Origin of the sequence: Pedobacter miscanthi (assembly GCF_003315595.1) — a bacterium.
Lineage (GTDB): Bacteria > Bacteroidota > Bacteroidia > Sphingobacteriales > Sphingobacteriaceae > Pedobacter > Pedobacter miscanthi.
In genome coordinates this window covers 1-19,865 of sequence record NZ_QNQU01000019.1, presented here as the reverse complement: position 1 = coordinate 19,865, position 19,865 = coordinate 1, and the positions used below count along the sequence as shown (strand labels likewise).

19 protein-coding genes are annotated in these 19,865 nt (G+C 39.5%); 17 read left to right on the top strand and 2 right to left on the bottom strand.

Going from position 1 to position 19,865, the window contains the following annotated elements; translation table 11 throughout:
• Positions 1–169 precede the first annotated feature (169 nt).
• From DRW42_RS19885 to DRW42_RS19815, 15 genes are all read left to right on the top strand, one after another.
• Complete coding sequence (locus tag DRW42_RS19885) at positions 170–754, top strand: gluconate 2-dehydrogenase subunit 3 family protein (RefSeq protein WP_113950587.1); 585 nt, start codon at positions 170–172, stop codon at positions 752–754.
• Between the two features lie 25 nt (positions 755–779).
• Positions 780–2,480, top strand: a complete 1,701-nt coding sequence (locus DRW42_RS19880) for a GMC oxidoreductase (RefSeq protein WP_208643600.1) — start codon at positions 780–782, stop codon at positions 2,478–2,480.
• Between the two features lie 86 nt (positions 2,481–2,566).
• Positions 2,567–3,724 (top strand): Gfo/Idh/MocA family protein, encoded by a 1,158-nt coding sequence (locus DRW42_RS19875; RefSeq protein ID WP_113950585.1) that lies wholly within the window; start codon positions 2,567–2,569, stop codon positions 3,722–3,724.
• An 8-nt stretch (positions 3,725–3,732) separates the two neighbouring features.
• On the top strand, positions 3,733–4,791 hold the full coding sequence (locus DRW42_RS19870) for a sugar phosphate isomerase/epimerase family protein (protein ID WP_113950584.1): 1,059 nt from the start codon (positions 3,733–3,735) through the stop codon (positions 4,789–4,791).
• 22 nt (positions 4,792–4,813) lie between these two features.
• Entirely contained in the window at positions 4,814–5,197 is a 384-nt protein-coding gene (locus tag DRW42_RS19865; protein ID WP_113950583.1) for a c-type cytochrome, read from the top strand.
• Positions 5,198–5,230: 33 nt separating this feature from the next.
• The gene (locus tag DRW42_RS19860; protein WP_113950582.1) at positions 5,231–6,688 is read left to right on the top strand and encodes a Gfo/Idh/MocA family protein; all 1,458 of its coding nucleotides are present in this window, start codon (positions 5,231–5,233) and stop codon (positions 6,686–6,688) included.
• 65 nt (positions 6,689–6,753) lie between these two features.
• A complete protein-coding gene (locus DRW42_RS19855) occupies positions 6,754–7,434 on the top strand; it encodes a 3-keto-disaccharide hydrolase (RefSeq protein ID WP_113950581.1) in 681 nt (226 codons plus the stop codon).
• A gap of 223 nt (positions 7,435–7,657) precedes the next feature.
• Positions 7,658–8,896, top strand: a complete 1,239-nt coding sequence (locus DRW42_RS19850; protein WP_113950580.1) for a nucleoside permease — start codon at positions 7,658–7,660, stop codon at positions 8,894–8,896.
• A 1-nt stretch (position 8,897) separates the two neighbouring features.
• Positions 8,898–9,788 carry a hydroxypyruvate isomerase family protein gene (locus DRW42_RS19845; RefSeq protein WP_113950579.1) on the top strand — a complete coding sequence of 297 codons (891 nt, stop codon included), beginning with the start codon at positions 8,898–8,900 and terminating at the stop codon, positions 9,786–9,788.
• Between the two features lie 10 nt (positions 9,789–9,798).
• Positions 9,799–10,671, top strand: a complete 873-nt coding sequence (locus tag DRW42_RS19840; protein WP_113950578.1) for a sugar phosphate isomerase/epimerase family protein — start codon at positions 9,799–9,801, stop codon at positions 10,669–10,671.
• Between the two features lie 11 nt (positions 10,672–10,682).
• Entirely contained in the window at positions 10,683–11,552 is an 870-nt protein-coding gene (locus DRW42_RS19835; RefSeq protein ID WP_113950577.1) for a sugar phosphate isomerase/epimerase family protein, read from the top strand.
• 488 nt (positions 11,553–12,040) lie between these two features.
• Positions 12,041–13,030, top strand: coding sequence for an aspartate-semialdehyde dehydrogenase (locus DRW42_RS19830; RefSeq protein ID WP_113950576.1), 990 nt, complete (start codon positions 12,041–12,043; stop codon positions 13,028–13,030).
• A 184-nt stretch (positions 13,031–13,214) separates the two neighbouring features.
• Entirely contained in the window at positions 13,215–13,817 is a 603-nt protein-coding gene (locus tag DRW42_RS19825) for a CDP-alcohol phosphatidyltransferase family protein (RefSeq protein ID WP_113950575.1), read from the top strand.
• Between the two features lie 80 nt (positions 13,818–13,897).
• Complete coding sequence (gene dacB, locus DRW42_RS19820; RefSeq protein WP_113950574.1) at positions 13,898–15,307, top strand: D-alanyl-D-alanine carboxypeptidase/D-alanyl-D-alanine endopeptidase; 1,410 nt, start codon at positions 13,898–13,900, stop codon at positions 15,305–15,307.
• Positions 15,308–15,325: 18 nt separating this feature from the next.
• On the top strand, positions 15,326–15,685 hold the full coding sequence (locus DRW42_RS19815; protein WP_113950573.1) for a hypothetical protein: 360 nt from the start codon (positions 15,326–15,328) through the stop codon (positions 15,683–15,685).
• Between the two features lie 484 nt (positions 15,686–16,169).
• On the opposite strand, the gene DRW42_RS19810 is transcribed toward DRW42_RS19815, so the two are convergent.
• Positions 16,170–17,300, bottom strand: a complete 1,131-nt coding sequence (locus DRW42_RS19810) for a hypothetical protein (protein WP_113950572.1) — start codon at positions 17,298–17,300, stop codon at positions 16,170–16,172.
• Positions 17,300–17,932: an ABC transporter ATP-binding protein gene (locus DRW42_RS19805; RefSeq protein WP_113950571.1), complete on the bottom strand. Its 633-nt coding sequence runs from the start codon at positions 17,930–17,932 to the stop codon at positions 17,300–17,302. Before DRW42_RS19805 ends, DRW42_RS19810 begins: the two co-directional genes overlap by 1 nt.
• Before the next feature lie 74 nt (positions 17,933–18,006).
• On the opposite strand from DRW42_RS19805, the gene DRW42_RS19800 reads away from it, so the two are divergent.
• Positions 18,007–18,516, top strand: coding sequence for a GNAT family N-acetyltransferase (locus DRW42_RS19800; protein ID WP_113950570.1), 510 nt, complete (start codon positions 18,007–18,009; stop codon positions 18,514–18,516).
• 71 nt (positions 18,517–18,587) lie between these two features.
• On the top strand, positions 18,588–19,436 hold the full coding sequence (locus DRW42_RS19795; protein ID WP_113950569.1) for a DUF2911 domain-containing protein: 849 nt from the start codon (positions 18,588–18,590) through the stop codon (positions 19,434–19,436).
• The last annotated feature ends 429 nt before the right edge of the window (positions 19,437–19,865 follow it).

Below are 19,865 nucleotides of genomic sequence, written 5' to 3'. Positions count from 1 at the left end.
AAAACAACAATAAAGCAATAAAAACCTATTTATTTAGAACAATTCTACGCGGTAACAATCGCATTGCAGTCTGATAATTTAACTGTAAAAATTTATTCTTTCCGTTATATTTTTTCTAATATTACTAATTCAACACATAATATAACCAATATATAAAACCATAAAGACGATGCACAGAAGAGAAGCACTTAAAAACGTCGCATTTTTGTTGGGAGGAGCAATCTCAGCAAGCACAATGGGCGTTTTATTTGAAAGTTTTACGCTCCCTGAAAACGAAAAAAACTTTGTGAATTATTCGCTGGAAGACGAAAAGATTTTTGCCGAATTCGCTGATATTATTGTCCCGACTACCAAAACCTCAGCAGGAGCCAAAGCCGCAGGCTTAGGCAAATTCATCCCGATGATGATGAAAGATTGTTATCCTGCTACCATGCAAACCTCATTTGCGCAGGGTTTTAAAGATCTTCAGGCAAAATCAATGAAAGATTTCGGTAAGAGCTACATCACCTTAACTCCGGCCGACCGTAAAAAATTAATGATCGATTTAAGAACAATTGCACTTGCACAAAAAGAAAGCAAATCAGAAGAAAACAAAGATCTGGCTTACTTTTTCATCACTGCAAGGGATTTAACGCTGCTCGGTTATTATTCTTCAGAAATTGGTTGCACCAAAGCGCGTGAATATGTGCTTATTCCGGGCCGATATGATGGGAACACCACATTAAAGCCTGGCCAAAAATCATGGGCAACTTAATTTCTAACCACAACTACAAAACATCATGAATTTAAATACAGATTTAAAAGCAGAAAATACTTACGATGCTATTGTAATAGGATCGGGGATTAGTGGCGGCTGGGCTGCAAAAGAACTAACAGAGAAGGGCTTACGCGTACTGATGCTCGAAAGGGGAATGAACATTGAGCACATTACAGGTTACGAAACCGCAATGAAAAACCCATGGGATTTTAAACATGCCGGTAAACTAACCGAAGAGCAAAAACGTACCCACCCCGTACAAAAAAGAGATTACCCATACCAGGAAGCAAACGAAAAATGGTGGGTAAACGATTTGGAATGCCCTTATACCGAAGATAAACGTTTCGATTGGTACCGTGGTTTCCATGTAGGCGGTAAATCGTTGATGTGGGGTCGCCAGAGTTACCGTTTAAGTGATCATAACTTTGAAGATAATAAAAAAGATGGTCACGGTGTAGACTGGCCTGTTCGTTATGCAGAACTTTCGCCATGGTATGATTATGCAGAACGTTTTGCCGGCATCAGTGGTTCGAAAGAAAACTGGCCTACCTGTCCGGATGGTCAATTTTTACCTCCAATGGATTTAAACATTGTAGAAAAATCGGTAAAAGCACGCGTTGAAGAACATTATAAGAGAGAACGGATTATTATGATTGGCCGAACCGCCAATTTAACTGTTCCGCATAAAGGCCGTGGAAACTGCCAGTACCGTAACTTATGCAGCCGTGGTTGTCCGTTTGGTGCTTATTTTAGTACCCAGTCTTCTACCCTTCCGGCGGCAATGGCAACAAAACGCCTAACCTTACGTCCGTATTCTATTGTAAACCATATTATTTACGATAAGGATACCAAAAAAGCAAAAGGTGTGATGGTAATTGATGCACAAACCAACAAAACAATGGAATTTTATGCTAAAATCGTTTTTGTAAACGGTTCTACATTAGGTTCTACTTTCATTTTGTTAAACTCAACCTCAGAGGCACATCCAAATGGTTTAGGTAACGGAAGCGGACAATTGGGTCACAATTTAATGGATCACCATTTCCGTTGCGGCGCATCAGGCGAAGCCGAAGGATTTGATGATAAATACACTTATGGCCGCCGTGCAAACGGAATTTATGTGCCAAGGTATCAGAACATCGGCAACGATAAACGCGATTATTTACGTGGTTTCGGTTATCAGGGTGGTGCAAGCCGTGCAAACTGGCAAAGTGATGTGGCCGAATTATCATTCGGGGCAGATTTAAAAGAAAAGATGACCAAACCAGGCAAATGGACCATGGGATTGGGCGGTTTCGGAGAAATGTTGCCTTACTACGAAAACAAGGTTTACATCGATCACAGCAAAAAAGATAAATGGGGACAGCCGGTATTAGCCATTGATTGCGAATACAAGGAAAACGAGAAAAAAATGCGCGTGGATATGATGAATGATGCGGCCGAAATGTTAGAAAAAGCAGGCATGAAAAACATCAAAACATACGATAATGGTTGTTATCCCGGTATGGCCATCCACGAAATGGGTACTGCAAGGATGGGTAACGATCCGAAAGAATCGGTACTGAACAAATGGAACCAGATGCACGAAGTAAACAACGTTTTCGTAACCGACGGTTCGTGTATGCCATCAATTGCATGTCAAAATCCATCACTAACCTTTATGGCCTTAACCGCCAGGGCCTGCGATTATGCTGTTAAAGAATTAAAGAAAAAGAATATCTAGAAAAGGTATAGGGTAAAAGGTTTAGGGTGTAGGGTTTAATTATTCCTATACCCTATGCCTTTAGCCCTATGCCCCATACCTCAACAATGAAAAGAAAATTAAGAATGGGCATGATAGGCGGTGGAAAAGACGCTTTTATCGGTGCCGTACACCGTTTGGCTGCCAATATGGATGGCCTGATCGAATTAACTGCCGGAGCTTTAAGTGTAAACCCTGAAATCGGGTACGAATCTGGAAAATTACTTTTCCTTCCTGACAACAGGATTTATACGAATTACGAAGAAATGCTGACCAAAGAAAGCGAATTGCCAGCAGATGAGAGAATCGATTTCGTAACCATTGTTACTCCAAATTTTGCCCACTTTGCCCCTGCCATGATGGCTTTGGAAAAAGGTTTTAACGTGGTGATCGAGAAACCAATTACTTTAACTTTAGACGAAGCGAAACAGCTGCAGGCAAAAGTTGAAGAAACCGGCTTAACCTTATGTTTAACACACACCTATTCGGGTTATCCGATGGTTAAACAGGCTAAACAAATGGTTAGCGAAGGTGCTTTGGGAGCCATCCGCAAAATTGTGGTAGAGTATCCACAGGGATGGTTAAGTACCTTATCAGAACGCGAAGGCAATGCACAGGCCGCCTGGCGCACCGATCCATCAAAAACCGGAAAAAGTGGTAGCATGGGTGATATCGGCACACATGCAGCACATCTGGCCGAATACATTTCGGGTTTGAAAATCACAAAAATATGTGCCGATTTAAATATTGTGGTACCGGGCAGGGCCATCGATGATGATGGTAACGTACTGTTAAAATTCGATAACGGAAGCAATGGTGTACTTGTTGCATCGCAGGTTGCCGCGGGAGAAGAAAATGCACTAAAAATCAGGGTTTATGGCGAAAAAGGAGGCTTAGAATGGCACCAGATGGAGCCAAACACCATGATTGTAAGGTGGCTAAACGCACCTGCGCAGATCTACAGAACCGGTAACGGCTATATGGGCAGTTACGCTCAGCACAATACACGCACACCTGGTGGTCACCCTGAAGGTTACTTAGAGGCCTTTGCAAATATTTACAGAAACTTTGCGTTAACAATAGATGCAAAGCTGAATAATGAGCAGCCTACGGCAGAAATGCTGGATTTCCCGGGCACTGAAGATGGCATCAGGGGAATGGCATTTATCGAAAATGTCGTGGCTTCAAGCCAGTCTGATCAAAAGTGGCACGATTATAAACTATAATATTCAGCATGACAACGATAAAAGGACCAGCAGTATTTTTAGCTCAATTTATAAGCGACGAAGCCCCATTTAATACCTTAGAAAATATATGCGAATGGGCAGCCGGATTAGGTTTTAAAGGCATCCAGATGCCAACCCTCGATGCAAGGTTTATCGATCTTCAAAAAGCGGCAGAAAGCAAAACCTATGCCGACGAACTGAAAGGTAAAATTGCTTCTTATGGTTTGGAGATTACCGAACTTTCTACCCATTTGCAAGGTCAGCTGGTGGCTGTTCACCCGGCTTATGATGACCTGTTTGATGCATTTGCACCAAAAGAAGTACATAAAAACCCTAAAGCCAGAACAGATTGGGCTGTACAACAGATGAAATATGCTGCTAAAGCTTCACAAAATTTAGGCTTAAATGCACATGCTACATTCAGTGGTTCATTATTATGGCAATATTTTCACCCATGGCCACAACGCCCGGCAGGATTGGTTGAAGAAGGTTTCGCAGAACTGGCAAAACGCTGGACACCGATCTTAAACGAGTTTGATCAGTGCGGTGTTGATGTTTGTTATGAAATCCATCCCGGAGAAGATTTATTTGATGGCGAAACTTATGAAATGTTTCTTGCCGCAGTAAAGAATCACCCGCGTGCATGTTTATTATACGATCCATCGCACTTCGTGCTGCAACAATTGGATTACATTCAGTACATTGATTTTTACCACGAACGCATCAAAGCCTTCCATGTTAAAGATGCAGAATTTAATCCTACAGGCAAACAGGGCACTTTTGGCGGCTACCAGAGCTGGGCTAACCGCGCAGGTCGTTACCGCTCGCCTGGTGATGGACAGGTTGATTTTAAAACCATTTTTAGTAAATTGGCCCAATATGATTTTAAAGGTTGGGCTGTTATGGAATGGGAATGTTGCATTAAAAACCAGCAGGATGGTGCCCGCGAAGGTTCAGAATTTATCAAAAAGCATATTATCAACGTAACAGATAAGGCATTTGATGATTTTGCAGCATCAGGCAGTGATAGCGCTTTCAATAAAAAAATATTAGGATTACAAGATTAACAAAACACAAAACACACACAAGATGAAAAAAACATTTTTAGTTTTAGGCGCCGTTGTCATTTTTATGGCGTCGTTTGCAAAAGCTGACTTAGCGAAAGAAAAAACCGTTGTTGCAACTGCAACAATGACCAATCATGCCGAATTTCAATCAAATCCGGGCGAAAAACTGATTAACAAAAACGACTGTTTAGGTTGCCACAACAAAACCAATAAGATTATCGGCCCTGCTTATGTAGAAATTGCAAAAAAATATCCGGCAACCGATAAAAACATCAATATGCTGGCCGATAAAATTATTAAAGGTGGTACAGGTGTTTGGGGTAATATGCCGATGACTGCTCATGCTTCCCTTAAAAAAGACGATGCAAAATTAATGGTAAAGTACATTTTATCCCTTAAAAAATAATTTTAACCAAATTAGCAAATCGATTTACTAATTATGAAAACAGAGCAAGAGAATAAAAACACGAGTAACCGCCGTGATTTTATTAAAACTTCGGCTATCGCTGCCGCAGCATTTATGATCGTACCCCGCCATGTATTGGGCGGCCCCGGTTATTTAGCACCAAGCGATCGCTTACTGGTTGCCGGCATTGGTGTTGGCGGCAAAGGCCAGAGCGATTTAGATATGTTCAACAAAAGTGGAAAAGCAGATATTGCTTTTTTGTGTGATGTTGACGATCGCCGCGCCGCAAATAGTGTAAAAGCTTTTCCAAAAGCAAAATACTATAAAGATTGGCGCGAAATGCTGGATAAAGAACATAAAAACTTCGATGCTGTCTCTGTTTCAACTCCCGATCATAACCATGCCATCCAGGCTTTAGCGGCCATGCAATTGGGCAAACACGTTTACGTGCAAAAACCTTTAACACACGATATTTACGAGGCACGTATCTTAACTGCTGCTGCCAAAAAATATAAAGTGGTTACCCAAATGGGAAATCAGGGTGCATCAAACGATGGTCCACGCCAGATGAAAGAATGGTACGAAGCCGGTTTAATTGGCGATGTACATACTGTTTACGCATGGACCAACCGTCCGGTTTGGCCTCAGGGTATTCCATGGCCAGCAAAAAAAGCCGAAATCCCTAAAGAACTGGACTGGAATTTATGGCTGGGAACTGCTCCTGAAAAAGATTTCGTTGATAAACTGGTTCCTTTTAACTGGCGCGGCTGGTGGGATTACGGAACCGGTGCGTTGGGCGATATGGGCTGTCACTTAATCGAAGCTCCTTTCAGCGTATTAAACTTAAAGTACGCCAAAGAAGTAGAAGCCAGTGTGGGTTCTGTTTATGTTGACGAATTTAAACGCGGTTATTTCCCTGAAAGTTGCCCTCCGTCAAGCCATGTTACCTTAAAATTCCCTAAAACGAATAAAACCAAAGGTGATGTTACTTTACACTGGATGGACGGTGGTATTCAGCCAGAACGTCCGGAAGAATTAGAAGCAAACGAAACTTTTGGCGATGGCGGTAATGGTACCCTGTTTATTGGTACAAAAGGCAAAATGATGTCTGAAACTTATAGTGCAAACCCTAAATTATTGCCTTTAAGCAAAAATAAAGACATTAAAGTTGCCCCTAAATATGCCCGTGTACCTGATGGTGCAAACGGACACTATAAACAATGGGTAGAAGCAGCTATTGCAGGTTATGGTAAACAGGAAGTAAGTTCGCCATTCGAAATTGCAGGTCCGTTAACCGAAGCCTTATTAATGGCTAACTTAGCGATCAGAAGTTTCGACATCCAGAAAACCGTAAATGGCAAAGTTACTTATCCGGGCAGATACACTAAAATGCTTTGGGATAACGATAACATGAAAGTAACCAATTTCGACGAAGCAAACCAGTTTGTAAAACGCGAATACCGCAAAGGCTGGAACAATTTAACTCTTTAATTTAATAAGTTTAGACCTCGCAGGTTTTAAAAACCTGCGAGGTCTTGATAACAACACATAAAAACATGAAAAAAATCTTCCTTTCTGCTATGATTGTACTAGCAGTTACGCAAATATCTAAAGCTCAAAAAGGCTTTAAACCATTATTTGATGGCAAAACCACTACAGGTTGGCATACCTATAATAAAACCACTGTAGGCAGTGCCTGGCAGGTGCAGGATGGTGCATTGCACTTAGACTTGGCTACAAAAGGTAAAGATGGTGGTGGCGATTTGGTTACCGATAAAGAATACGGCGATTTCCATTTAAAATATGAGTGGAAAGTAGCACCAAAAGCCAATAGCGGTTTAATTTTTTATGTTCACGAAGAGCCTAAATACCATGCTACCTATTCTACAGGTTTAGAAATGCAGGTAATCGATAATGATGGTCACCCTGACGGGAAAATCACCAAACACCGCGCAGGCGATTTATACGACCTTGTAAAAAGTTCATCAGAGCCGGTAAAAGCAGTTGGCGAATGGAATAAAGCAGAAATTATTAGCAAAAAAGGTAATTTAACCTTAATTTTAAATGGTGCTGAGGTTGTAAAAACCACCCTTTGGGATGATAACTGGAAAAAAATTGTTGCAGGCAGCAAATTTGCAACATGGGAAAACTGGGGAACCTTTAAAACCGGTAAAATTGCCCTGCAGGATCACGGAGATGAAGTTTGGTACAAAAACATCTCTATAAAAGAACTTTAAATACGGAAAATGTAAGATGGAAAATGGTTAATGTGAATTATACCATCATCCAAGAACTTACATTCTACGCCATTAATGGAAGATGTAGGAGGGAAAAGTATAATGTGAATTACAAATCCCTCTTACCAAATCCACTTAAAATATTATAACATTGTAAGATGAGTTTGGGGATACGTTTCCATCATCCCTCTTACCTCTACCATTTTACATAATTACTAGCCAAATGAATAGCACTACTCGCGTTAAACTCTCTGCCATGATGTTCCTCGAATTTTTTATCTGGGGCGCATGGTTTGTAACTTTAGGAGCGTTCCTAAACACCAACTTAAAGGCAACCAATTCCGAAATTGGCTCTGTATTTTCAACCCAATCCTGGGGAGCCATTATTGCTCCGTTTATCATAGGTCTTATCGCCGACAGGTATTTTAATGCTGAAAAGATTTTAGGTATTCTGCACATTATTGGCGCTATTTTAATGTACCAAATGTATAATGCACCTGATGTAAGTGTTTTTTACCCTTATGTTCTGGTTTATATGATATTATTTATGCCAACCCTTGCACTGGTTAATTCGGTTTCATTTAATCAGATGAAAGATGCAGAAAAAGAATTTGCAAATATCAGGGTATTTGGCACCATCGGTTGGATTATTGCTGGTTTATTAATCAGTTTTGCATTCCATTGGGATTCGCCCGAAGGTATTCAGGCAGGAATGCTAAAAAGTACTTTCTTAATGGCCGGTATTGCTTCTTTAGTACTCGGTTTATTCAGTTTTACTTTACCTGCTACCCCACCAAAGGTTGCTAAAGGTGAGAAAATCAAAATCGGCGATATTTTAGGTTTGGATGCATTGAGACTGTTAAAAGATAAAAATTTTGCTGTTTTCTTCATTTCTTCTATCTTAATCTGTATTCCGCTAGCATTTTATTATCAAAATGCAGGTCTTTTCCTTGCAGATATCAAAGTTTCCAATCCAACAGGTAAAATGGCCATCGGTCAGGTTTCCGAAGCATTATTTTTGTTGGCTATTCCGGTATTCTTTTCAAAATATGGCTTCAAGAAAACAATTATCGTTGGTATGCTGGCATGGGCGGTACGTTATGTACTATTTGCTTATGGTAACGCAGGTAGCTTAAGCTTTATGTTGATTATTGGAATTGCCCTGCACGGTGTATGTTACGATTTCTTCTTTGTTTCAGGTCAGATTTATACCAACTCCAAAGCAGGAGAAAAATTCAAAAGTGCTGCACAAGGTATCATCACCCTTGCTACTTATGGCGTGGGCATGTTAATCGGCTTTAAAGTAGCCGGATTAATTACCGACATGTATAAAACCGGAGAGGTAACCGATTGGAAAATGGTTTGGATTATTCCGGCCGGAATTGCAGCAGCAGTTTTCTTGTTGTTTGCGCTTCTTTTCAACGATAAAACCAAATCTGAAATAGAGGCTAAAGCGGCTTAATATGAGTTCGAACCTGGATAGAAGAAATGCTTTAAAAAACATCATCGCAGGAACTGCTGCGATTGGTGTTTCTTCAGGGTTTTCAGCACTAGCAATGGATATACCAGTATCAGATCAGCCTTTAAGGCTAAAAGGAAATATCAAACACGCCGTTTGCCGTTGGTGTTTTAGCAGTTTGGATGTAGAAACACTTTGTACCGAAGCTAAAAAGATCGGTATTAAAGGTATCGACCTCGTTGGTCCGCAGGATTGGCCTACCTTAAAAAAACATGGCTTATTTTCTTCCATGTGCAACGGTGCGGAAATTAACCTGGTAGATGGTTTTAACGATGAGAAATTCCACGCAAAGCTGATTGAAAATTATACCAAAATGATTCCGCTTGTTGCCGAAGCAGGTTATAAAAACCTGATCTGCTTTAGCGGGAACCGCCGTGGTAAAGATGACGAAACAGGCTGGAACAATTGTGTTAAAGGCCTGAAACAGCTTATTCCACTGGCAGAAAAACACAATGTAGTACTGGTAATGGAGTTACTGAACAGCAAGGTAAACCATAAAGATTACCAGTGCGACAGAACTGCATGGGGTGCCGAACTCTGCAAACGCCTTGGATCGGAAAATTTCAAATTACTTTACGACATTTACCACATGCAGATTGATGAAGGTGACGTAATCAGCAACATCAGGCAATATCATCAGTACATTGCCCATTACCACACCGCCGGTGTTCCGGGTAGAAATGAGATAGATGATACCCAGGAGCTTTACTATCCTGCCATTATGAAAGCCATTGCCGAAACCGGTTTTAAAGGTTTTGTGGCACAAGAATTTATACCAAAAAACGCCGATAAAATAGCCTCCTTAAAAAAGGCCGTTACTATCTGCGACATTTAAAAATATACCTATGATATCAAGAAGAAGTTTTATACTAAACTCTAGTATGGCTGCAGCAGCAGCGCTTTTGGTTCCGTCTTTTGCATTCGCTGCTGATAAAAAAGCGGTAGGTTTACAGTTATACTCTTTGAGAGACGAACTTCCGAAAGATGTAAAAGGAACCATTGCCAAAGTGGCAAAAGCTGGCTTTAAAGAAGTTGAAACTTATGGTTTCTCTATAAAGGATCAGTTTTGGGGCTTAACTCCTAAAGAGTTTAAAGCTTTGCTGGATGCAAATGGTTTAAAGGCACCAAGCGGACACTACGGTTTAGGTACCTACCTTTCTGACGGTAACACTACAGAACTGAAAGCTGCAATTGCTGCCGCTAAAGTACTGGGTAGCGAATATGTAACCATTCCATGGTTGGATGAAAGCATCAGAAAAAATGCCGATGATTATAAAAAAATCGCGGTTAGAATTAACGAAGCCGGTAAAATGGCCAAAGCAGCAGGTATCAGACTGGCTTATCATAACCATAATTTCGAATTCGAAAAACAGGGTAATACCACAGGTTACGAAATACTGTTAAAAGGTACCGATAAAAAGTTTGTAGATTTTGAACTCGATTTATACTGGGTAATACGCTCTGGTAACGATCCGATTAAATTATTTAAAGAAAACCCGGGCCGCTTTACCATGTGGCATGTTAAAGATATGGATAAAGCCAACCCTGCCTTAAATGCAGAAGTGGGCACAGGTTCTATCAACTTCAAACCTATTTTTGCCCAGGCAAAACTTTCGGGCATGAAACATTTCTTTGTTGAGCACGAAACCAATTACAAACCCAACCCTATCGGGTCGGTTACCGCAAGCTGTGCCTATATCAAAAAAGAAATCCTTTAAATTTTGAAGCAATGAACTCAAGAAGAACCTTTTTAAAACAGGCAGGATTAGCAGCCGGAGCGGCTTTGTTAATTCCATCATTTGCTTTTGACAAAGTGAGCAAAAATGTAGGCCTACAGTTGTATACCCTCCGCGATGAATTACCAAAAGATGTTAAAGGCATTATCGAAAAAGTAGCAAAGGCCGGGTACAAAGAAGTGGAAACCTATGGTTTTTCTAATGGAAAATTCTGGGGATTGACACCTAAAGAATTCAAAGCCCTGTTGGATGCCAATGGTTTAAAAGCACCGAGCGGTCACTATGGTATGGACGACTTTGTGAAAACCGGAAATACCGACAAATTAAAAGCTGACATCGAATCATCAGCTGCTATTGGCGGGAAATATTTTACCATTGCGGGCGCACATGTTGACATGAGCAAAGGTGCTGATGGTTTCAAAAAAACGGCCAGCGATTTTAACAAAGTGGCCGAAATTGCGAAAGCTTCAGGTTTAAAATTTGCCTATCATAACCACGATTTCGAATTTAAAAAACTAGGCGATACCACCGGTTACGATGTGTATTTGAGCGAAACGGATAAAAACCTCGTTAACTTCGAAATGGATCTTTATTGGGTGGTGCGTTCGGGCAACGATCCGCTAACCCTTTTCAAAAAGTATCCGGGCCGTTTCCCAATGTGGCACGTAAAAGATATGGACAAGGCAAAACCAGAGTTAAACACTGAAGTAGGCAAAGGATCGATTGATTTTAAATCCATTTTTGCACAGGCCAAATTAGCCGGCATGCAACACTTTTTTGTAGAACACGAAAATAATTATCAGCCCGATCCGATCGGCTCAATCAAAACCAGCTGCGATTATATCAAAGCCAGTTTGATTTAAATCTTATCTCCAAACCTCGCAGGTTTCTCAAACCTGCGAGGTTTTTCCGCGCTTATCGTCATCTCGACTGAAGCATAGCGAAACGGAGAGATCTATCTTCAAAACATCAAATCTTTAATTCGTTAGTCATATTTTGCGCTAGGGTTACAGACCTAGGTTATCTAAACCTGACAGTAGCGGGCATCCCGATTTTTCATCGGGATAAAGCGAATGGCAGGACTTTCGGAACCGATAGGCACTGAATCTGCTTTCCAAAACAAAAACATCACTAAATACCAACTTTATAGATTTCATCTCAGACTTCCGAAGTTGGCGGCACCCTGCCCCAACGGAACTTCAGAAGTCTTGCTCAGCCATATTTTCTATTGTAAACCTAAAATTTCAAATATTAAAAGCAAATTTTATTGGTAACAATGGGGATATCAGCTTAATTTTTAGCATATTTGGACTCATATCAAATAATTAATAATATAATTTAAAATTTAAAAATGAAAGTAGCAGTAGTAGGTGCAACCGGATTGGTTGGCACTGTTATGTTAAAAGTATTGGAGGAAAGAAATTTCCCTTTAACAGAGTTAATTCCCGTAGCATCAGAAAAGAGTGTTGGTAAGGAAATTACTTTTAAGGGTAAGAAGTTCCCAATTGTTAGCATGGATACTGCAATCAGCATGAAACCTGACATCGCTTTGTTTTCTGCTGGTGGAAACACTTCATTGGAGCATGCGCCACGTTTTAAAGAGGCCGGAACAACCGTTATCGACAACTCTTCTGCATGGAGAATGGATCCTGCAATTAAATTAATTGTACCGGAGGTTAATGCACACGAACTTTCTATCGATAACAAAATTATTGCCAACCCTAACTGTTCAACCATCCAGATGGTGGTGGTTTTAAAACCTTTGCACGATAAATATAAAATCAAACGTGTAGTGGTTTCTACCTATCAATCAGTTACGGGTACCGGTGTTAAAGCGGTTGAGCAATTAATGAACGAGCGTAAAGGCGTTGATGGCCCTAAAGCTTATCCATACGAAATCGACTTAAACGTACTTCCGCATATCGATGTTTTTACCGAGAACGGATATACCAAAGAAGAAATGAAAATGGTTAAGGAAACGAACAAAATTATGAGCGACGATAACATTAAAGTTACCGCTACAACGGTTCGTATCCCGGTAATGGGTGGTCACTCCGAGTCGGTTAACATCGAGTTCGAAAATGATTTCGATTTAGCTGAAGTGCGTAGCATCTTAGAAAAAGCACCTGGTGTAATCGTTGTAGATGATGTAGCCAACTTAAAATATCCAATGCCTAAAGATGCCCATGAAAAAGATGAGGTTTTCGTAGGCCGTATCCGCAGAGACGAATCAGCACCTAAAGCATTAAACCTTTGGATTGTTGCTGATAACTTACGCAAAGGCGCTGCAACCAATGCCGTTCAGATTGCCGAATACCTGATTCAGAAAGAATTGGTTTAATCAATAAAAAAGACCCCGATTTTATATCGGGGTTTTTCATGAGACTGTATCATAATACAGAATGTCATCCTGAGCTTGTCGAAGGACCCTTCCAGAAATTCGTCTATGGCGTTTCGACAGGCTCAACGTGACAAATTTAGAGAAACTATTATGATCCATTCTCTTTTTTGTGCGCGCTCCATCGATGAAACATATTCCAATCGCTTTAATTTATTCCAGGTTATTTATTGGTTTCGGAATTATTTTATTAAGCGTTTTCCATGTTGCCCATTATTCCTTTTTGGCCGTTACCTTATTATCTATTGGTTTACTAACCGATGTGTTTGATGGAATTATTGCCCGTAAACTCAATATCTCTTCCGAAAAGTTAAGGCGCCTGGATTCAGGGATCGATCAGGTATTTTTCATTTCCGTAGCGGTTGCAACTTACATTCAATGCCCTGATTTCTTTAAAGCCAACCTTGTAAAACTGATCATTCTCGGTGCGTTTGAAGCTTCAACTTATATATTAAGTTATATCAAATTCAAAAAAGAAATTGCTACCCATTCTATCGGCGCTAAAATCTGGACGTTAACGATATTCGCTTCATTAGTCGAAATTATGGTTCATTGTCAATCGATAGTATTATTTGAGCTTTGCTTTTGGATCGGCGTAGTAACCAGAATAGAAATACTCGCCATTGTTTTCACCCTCAAAAAATGGACGAATGATGTACCCAGCTTTTACCACGCAATTAAATTAAGGCAGGGAAAAGAAATTAAGCGTAATAAGTTGTTCAACGGGTAACATTTGTAAAGATGTTATCATAACAACCATCGCTTTTTAATTAGTTTTATCTTTGGTAATCTTCAACAGATAAAATATTTATGCGATTAAAAATATATTCTTTACTGCTTTTAATTTTTACTACAAGCTTTGTTAACGCCCAAAACAGGATTCAGAATCTCGAAAAGGCTTTTAATAACCTGTTAAATGATGAGCAGGCCAAACATGCCATTGTTTCACTTTGTGTTTTAGATGCCAATACCGGCAAAACTTTATATGCCAAAAACGAGCAGATCGGTCTGGCCACGGCTTCAACCTTAAAAACTATTACTGCGGCAACGGCTTTCAGCATTTTAGGAAAAGACTTTCAATTTCAGACCACTTTAGCTTATTCCGGAACAATTACCACAGATGGAACATTAAAAGGTAACCTGATCATTATCGGCAGCGGCGACCCGACATTGGGTTCGTGGCGTTATCAGAATAAAGAAAATACAGTTTTAAGCACCTGGGTTGTGGCCATAAAATCAGCTGGCATTAAAAAAATTGCGGGTACAATAATTGGCGACGACCGTATTTTTGGTACACAAACCACACCCGAAGGCTGGGTTTGGCAGGATATCGGCAACTATTATGGTGCAGGAACTTCGGGTTTAGCCTGGCGCGAAAACCAATTTGATATCCATTTAAGACCGGGAAACAGCACAACAGATGAAGTAAAAGTTGTGAAAACAGTTCCGGCTACACCTTATGTGCAAATTGTAAATGAACTTAAAACTGGTGCATCAGGTACTGGTGATAGAAGTTACGCTTTTCTTCCACCTTACAGTAATGTTGCTTACCTCCGCGGAAGCTGGGGGATGGGCATTGCCAAAACAGGGATATCTGTGGCCCTCCCCGATCCTGCTTTTGATTGCGCATACCGTTTACAGGATACCTTGAAAAGATTGGGAATTTCGACCAGTCAGCAGGCTACAACGGCAAGGTTAATGACTTTGAACAATCAGGTTATTCCTTCGGTTACACAAAAAATAAGTACCATCAGCTCTCCAAGTTTGAGCGAGATTACCTACTGGTTTTTAAAGAAAAGCATCAATTTATATGGCGAGTCGCTTTTAAAAACCATTGCATTAAAATCGGGCAAAGTGGGTACCACGAGCAAAGGTGCTGAAACGGAGATCAATTTTTGGGCAGATAAAGGCGTTGACAAAACCGCATTAAACATTATTGACGGCAGCGGACTTTCTCCAGGCGACAGGATTACCACCTCGGCAATGGCCAGTATACTTTTTCAGGTCCAGAAAGAAAACTGGTTTCCTGATTACTATAAAGCCCTGCCCGAGTACAATGGCATGAAAATCAAGAGCGGAACTATAAACGAGGTTTCTGCATTTGCAGGTTACCACACCGATGCCGCTGGCAACAAATATGTGGTGGTGATCAATATTAATAATTATAGTGGAAACAGTATCAACAAAAAGTTGTTTAAAGTGTTAGATGAATTAAAATAACACGCTACTTTAAATAATATGACACTTTTTGTAAAAAACCTTCAAACCGTTGACGGACTGATTTCGAATTTATATAAAAATGTTTCTGTCGAAGAAATGACTAAAAAAGTAACTGAGTTGATGGAGCAGCAAGGTTATAATGTTACTTATGATCAGTTCGGAAACTTAATCCTGGAGAAAGGTAGTCGCATTAAACGGCTTCTGCTTGGCGCTTTTGTAACTTATTATAAATTTAGTGTAACCATTACTCCAGGCGCTGATAACGAACTAACCGTCAATATTTTTCAGCAATCGAGCGGTATGTCGGGCGGTTTAATTGGCATGAACCAAATTAAAACAGAACTTGCAAGGTTAAACTTTTTGTTTTCGAATATTTGATAAGATTTTAATGAACGGATCTAAAAATCCGCCTTTTGCTTTAATTTTAAATTTGTGTATTTTTGATATATGGAAATAACAATCGATATAGGCTATGAACAATTGTTAGCGGCGATAAAAAAACTTCCGTAAGCAAAGATCAAACAATTAAAATCAGTTTTAAATGAAGAGTTCATTGAGCAAAAAGCATCAAAAGACTTATCTGATTTTCAGGCTTTTTTGCTCAAAGCCCCTACAATGAGCGAAGATCAGTACAAACAGCATCAAGCAAATAGAAAAGACTTCAATTCATGGAGAACGAAGTAATTTGTTTAGATACGTCAATTTTAATTGATTTTTATCGAAAACGAATAAAAGAATTCTATTGAAAGTCGTCATTTCGAGCGGAGTGCAACGCAGTCGAGAACCCGAAGGCTCAGCGAAGCTAAATCTGCTTCGATAGATCTCTCCATTCCGCTGTGCTTCAGTCGAGATGACGATCTTTTCAGATACATATGTAATGATCATTCAAATAATTCGCCCTAAATACCACCCAGGCCGAAATCATATTCAAAGGAACCAACATTAAGCCTAAACCGAACATGATAAACAGGTAAAAAAGGAAAAACAGGGTAAAAATGCGTATTAAAAATCCTTTAACCCCTATCCTATCCAGCAAAAGCAAACTTCTGAATAAAAGGATAGCCGAAAAGGCGAATAGCATAAGTTTGAGCGAAGTAAACAGGCCAAAACGGGTAAATATCCAGCACATTTCGGGTAATAATAAAACAAGATAGTTTAAAGCAAAGCCAAAAAATACCTTTGCTTTACTAAAAGGAAAATTTGGCAGAAAGGATAAATAACGGTCGTTAAAAACTTTTTCCTGATAAATCAACACAACATGGGCTACAACAATGCAGGAGGTAATGAGCATCAGTAACCTGAAATTATCTTCCAGATCAGAAAAAAGCATAAAAACACCCGAAATCAAAATCCACGACAGCGTTTTGGTGAGTACATAAGCCAACTTCGACCGGTTAAAAACCTGAAACGTGTACAATAAAAACACAGGTTTATTCCATTTCCGGCTTACCCGGATCAGCCAACCGGGCTTACTGGCTTCAATTAAATGGTTGCTTTTTTTCAGGCAGAGATAAGCGCTGCCCAAAATTAAGAGCAACTGAAAAATTAAAATTCCAACAGAAATAAGATAATAACCGAATACAAGCCCAATAACTGTAGCATATAAAGTATAACACCATACCGGAATAAACATATTATTCAGCACTGCACACCAGGCAATAAACTGATATTTTTTTGAGGATGAAGTAAAACTGTAATATAAAAACTCCTGTTGGGGTAAGACAAGCTGGTTAAATACATATTTTAAGCTTTTATAAGCATACATTGCGCTTGCCACAAGATAAAAAGCCATAATTAAGGGATTGCTAACCAAACTGATGGTAAAGAAAAACTGCCAGAAATCAATCTGATCTGGCATAACAGTACCTAATGTATTAATAAACAAACAGTAACTGATCAGCATCACAAAAACAAACACCAACATACCTGCATGAGTACGGTAAAACCCATTTACAAATATTTTTTTTAAAGCAAGGTTCGAATGCGGAAACATTAAAAGTTCAGGGTTAATTTTTTATCCTCAATACTGATTTCTTTAATTCCAGGCAATTTTAATGCATTTAAAGGTTGATGTGATGACAAGAGAAAACTAACCTTGTCTTTCTCATGTTTTTTATTAATCCAGCTGTATAATATTTCAAGAGATTCTGCATCGATGGTATTTAAAGGTTCATCCAGCAAAATCAATTTTGGTTTCCCCAGAAAAGCCAGAACCATCGAAAGTTTTTTGAGCATACCGCTGGAATAGGAACTTAAAGGATTGTTGATATAGCCCTGCATTCCCATTTCTGCAACCAGGATTTCCGCCTGACCGGCTTCAGCACCCTTAGCTTTTGCAAAAAGGGCAATCATCTCTGCTCCGCTCAAAAATTCGGGAAATAATGGTTCGGCAGCGGCAAAATTGACCAGTTTTCGATAAGAAACATCATGGTTTTTTAAATTAACGGTACCAATTGCGAGATCACCTTTAAAAGATAGTATCCCTGCAATTGCTTTCAATAAGGTACTTTTTCCCGTACCATTGCTGCCTTTTATCCAGAAAATGCCTTCGGGAATCTTAATATTGTCTATCTTTAAAACAAGATGATCGAAATAAGATTTTTCAAACTGACTGAAGTGTAACATAAAAACATTTCATTTCTGACTTTATTTTCATTGAAAAGTTACAATCTTATCTCGCCTCAATAAAATTTAAACCCATGCAATTAATTTTACGCTCTTATCAACCAGAGGATGTTGAAAGTTTGGGTAAACATGCCAACAATTTCAATATTTCGAAGTATTTGACCAATAAATTCCCTTTTCCTTATGAAAAAAAAGATGGAGAAGCTTTTATTCAGCTGGCACTAAGCCACAACCCATTACAAATTAAAGCTATTGAGTACAACGGTGAAGTTATCGGATCGATAGGTGTGCACCAACTGGCCGATATTTATAGTAAAAGTGCCGAAATGGGCTACTGGATTTCGGAAGAGCACTGGGGCAAAGGCATTGTTCTGGTAGCAGTGAAAGAAATGTTGAAATATGGTTTCGAAACATTCGATATTGAACGAATTTTCGCAAGGACATCGCATACCAACCTGGCCTCACAACAGGTTTTGAAAAAAGCAGGTTTTGTTTTCGAGGCAGAATTAAAAGCCACTATTTTTAAAAATGGCGAATATTTTGACGAATTGATTTTTGGTTTCAGGAAAAATCAACTGATTTAACAACTGCATTAAAACTTTTGTTAAACCCGGAGCTTATTGCGTAAATTCGTGCAAACCAAAACAACAAAGCAATGAAATTATCGATTAAATCAGTAATGCTGTTTGTTGCACTTTTAAGTGCCGCAGATTGCGCAAATGCCCAGGAAGCAAAATTTCCACAACCGAGCAGCGGACAAACCATCATCCAGGATTTTGGATTGGGCAAAATAACTTTAATTTATTCGCGTCCGAACGTTAAAGGCCGTAAAATTTTTGGTGGTATGGAACCATTGGGCACAGTTTGGCGGAACGGGGCAAATGCCGCCACTCGCATTAAATTTACGGATGCCGTTAAAATTGAAGGTAAAGATTTAGCTGCTGGTGAATATGGGCTTTTCAGTATCCCCGGCAAAAATGAATGGACGGTTATTTTTAGTAAAACGCCTGACCAATGGGGCGCCTATACTTATAAAGAAAGTGATGATGTATTGCGTGTAAGCGTAAAAACAACAGCTTTAAAGGACAAGGTAGAAACCTTAACCATGCAATTTGCGGCAGTTACCGAAACTTCGGCAGCTTTAAATATGATGTGGGAAAATAGTGCTTATACCATCAATATTACCACTTCTATAGACGAAAAAGTAATGGCCAATATTGCCGAAGCAATGAAAGGTGAGAAAAAGCCTTATTTTAATGCTGCACTCTATTATTTCCAAAACGGAAAAGATTTAAAACAAGCTTTAGCATGGATGACGGAAGCAGAAAAATCAGATCAGAAAGCACCCTGGTTTAAATTGTGGAAAGGACGTATCCAGTTAAAAATGGGCGATAAAGCCGCTGCAGCAATTACAGCTCAACAGGGAATTGAGGCTGCAAAAGCACAAAATATTGATGAATATGTACGTTTGAATTCTGAACTTTTAGCGCAGGCTAAAAAATAAGGAGATAATTACCCTTGCGGTGTCGTCATTTCGAGTAAACATCAGGGCTGTGGCCTAAAAAAAAATGGAATGACGTTTTTATACGGTGGTTAAATTAGTTTTAAATTTTTCCAACTGTAAAATTCAGGTGATGTCAGGTGCCTAAGGTGGTGATAAAAAATAAACACTACCTGTTTGATTTACCACCTGAGAACATCTAAGCCGTTAAATATCCGCCTCTGCAATGTTGTATTCTGCTTGACCATATAAGACATATAAGAACCATATAAGCTTAAATGTCTTATATGGCAAATAAATTTGATTATCAATGGTTTACATGGTAGTCATTATAAGCGGAGTGCAACGAAGTCGAGAAATCTGTCTAGATAGATCTCTCCATTCCACTGCATTCCAGTCGAGATGATTGTTATGATAAAAACAAATTTTAAG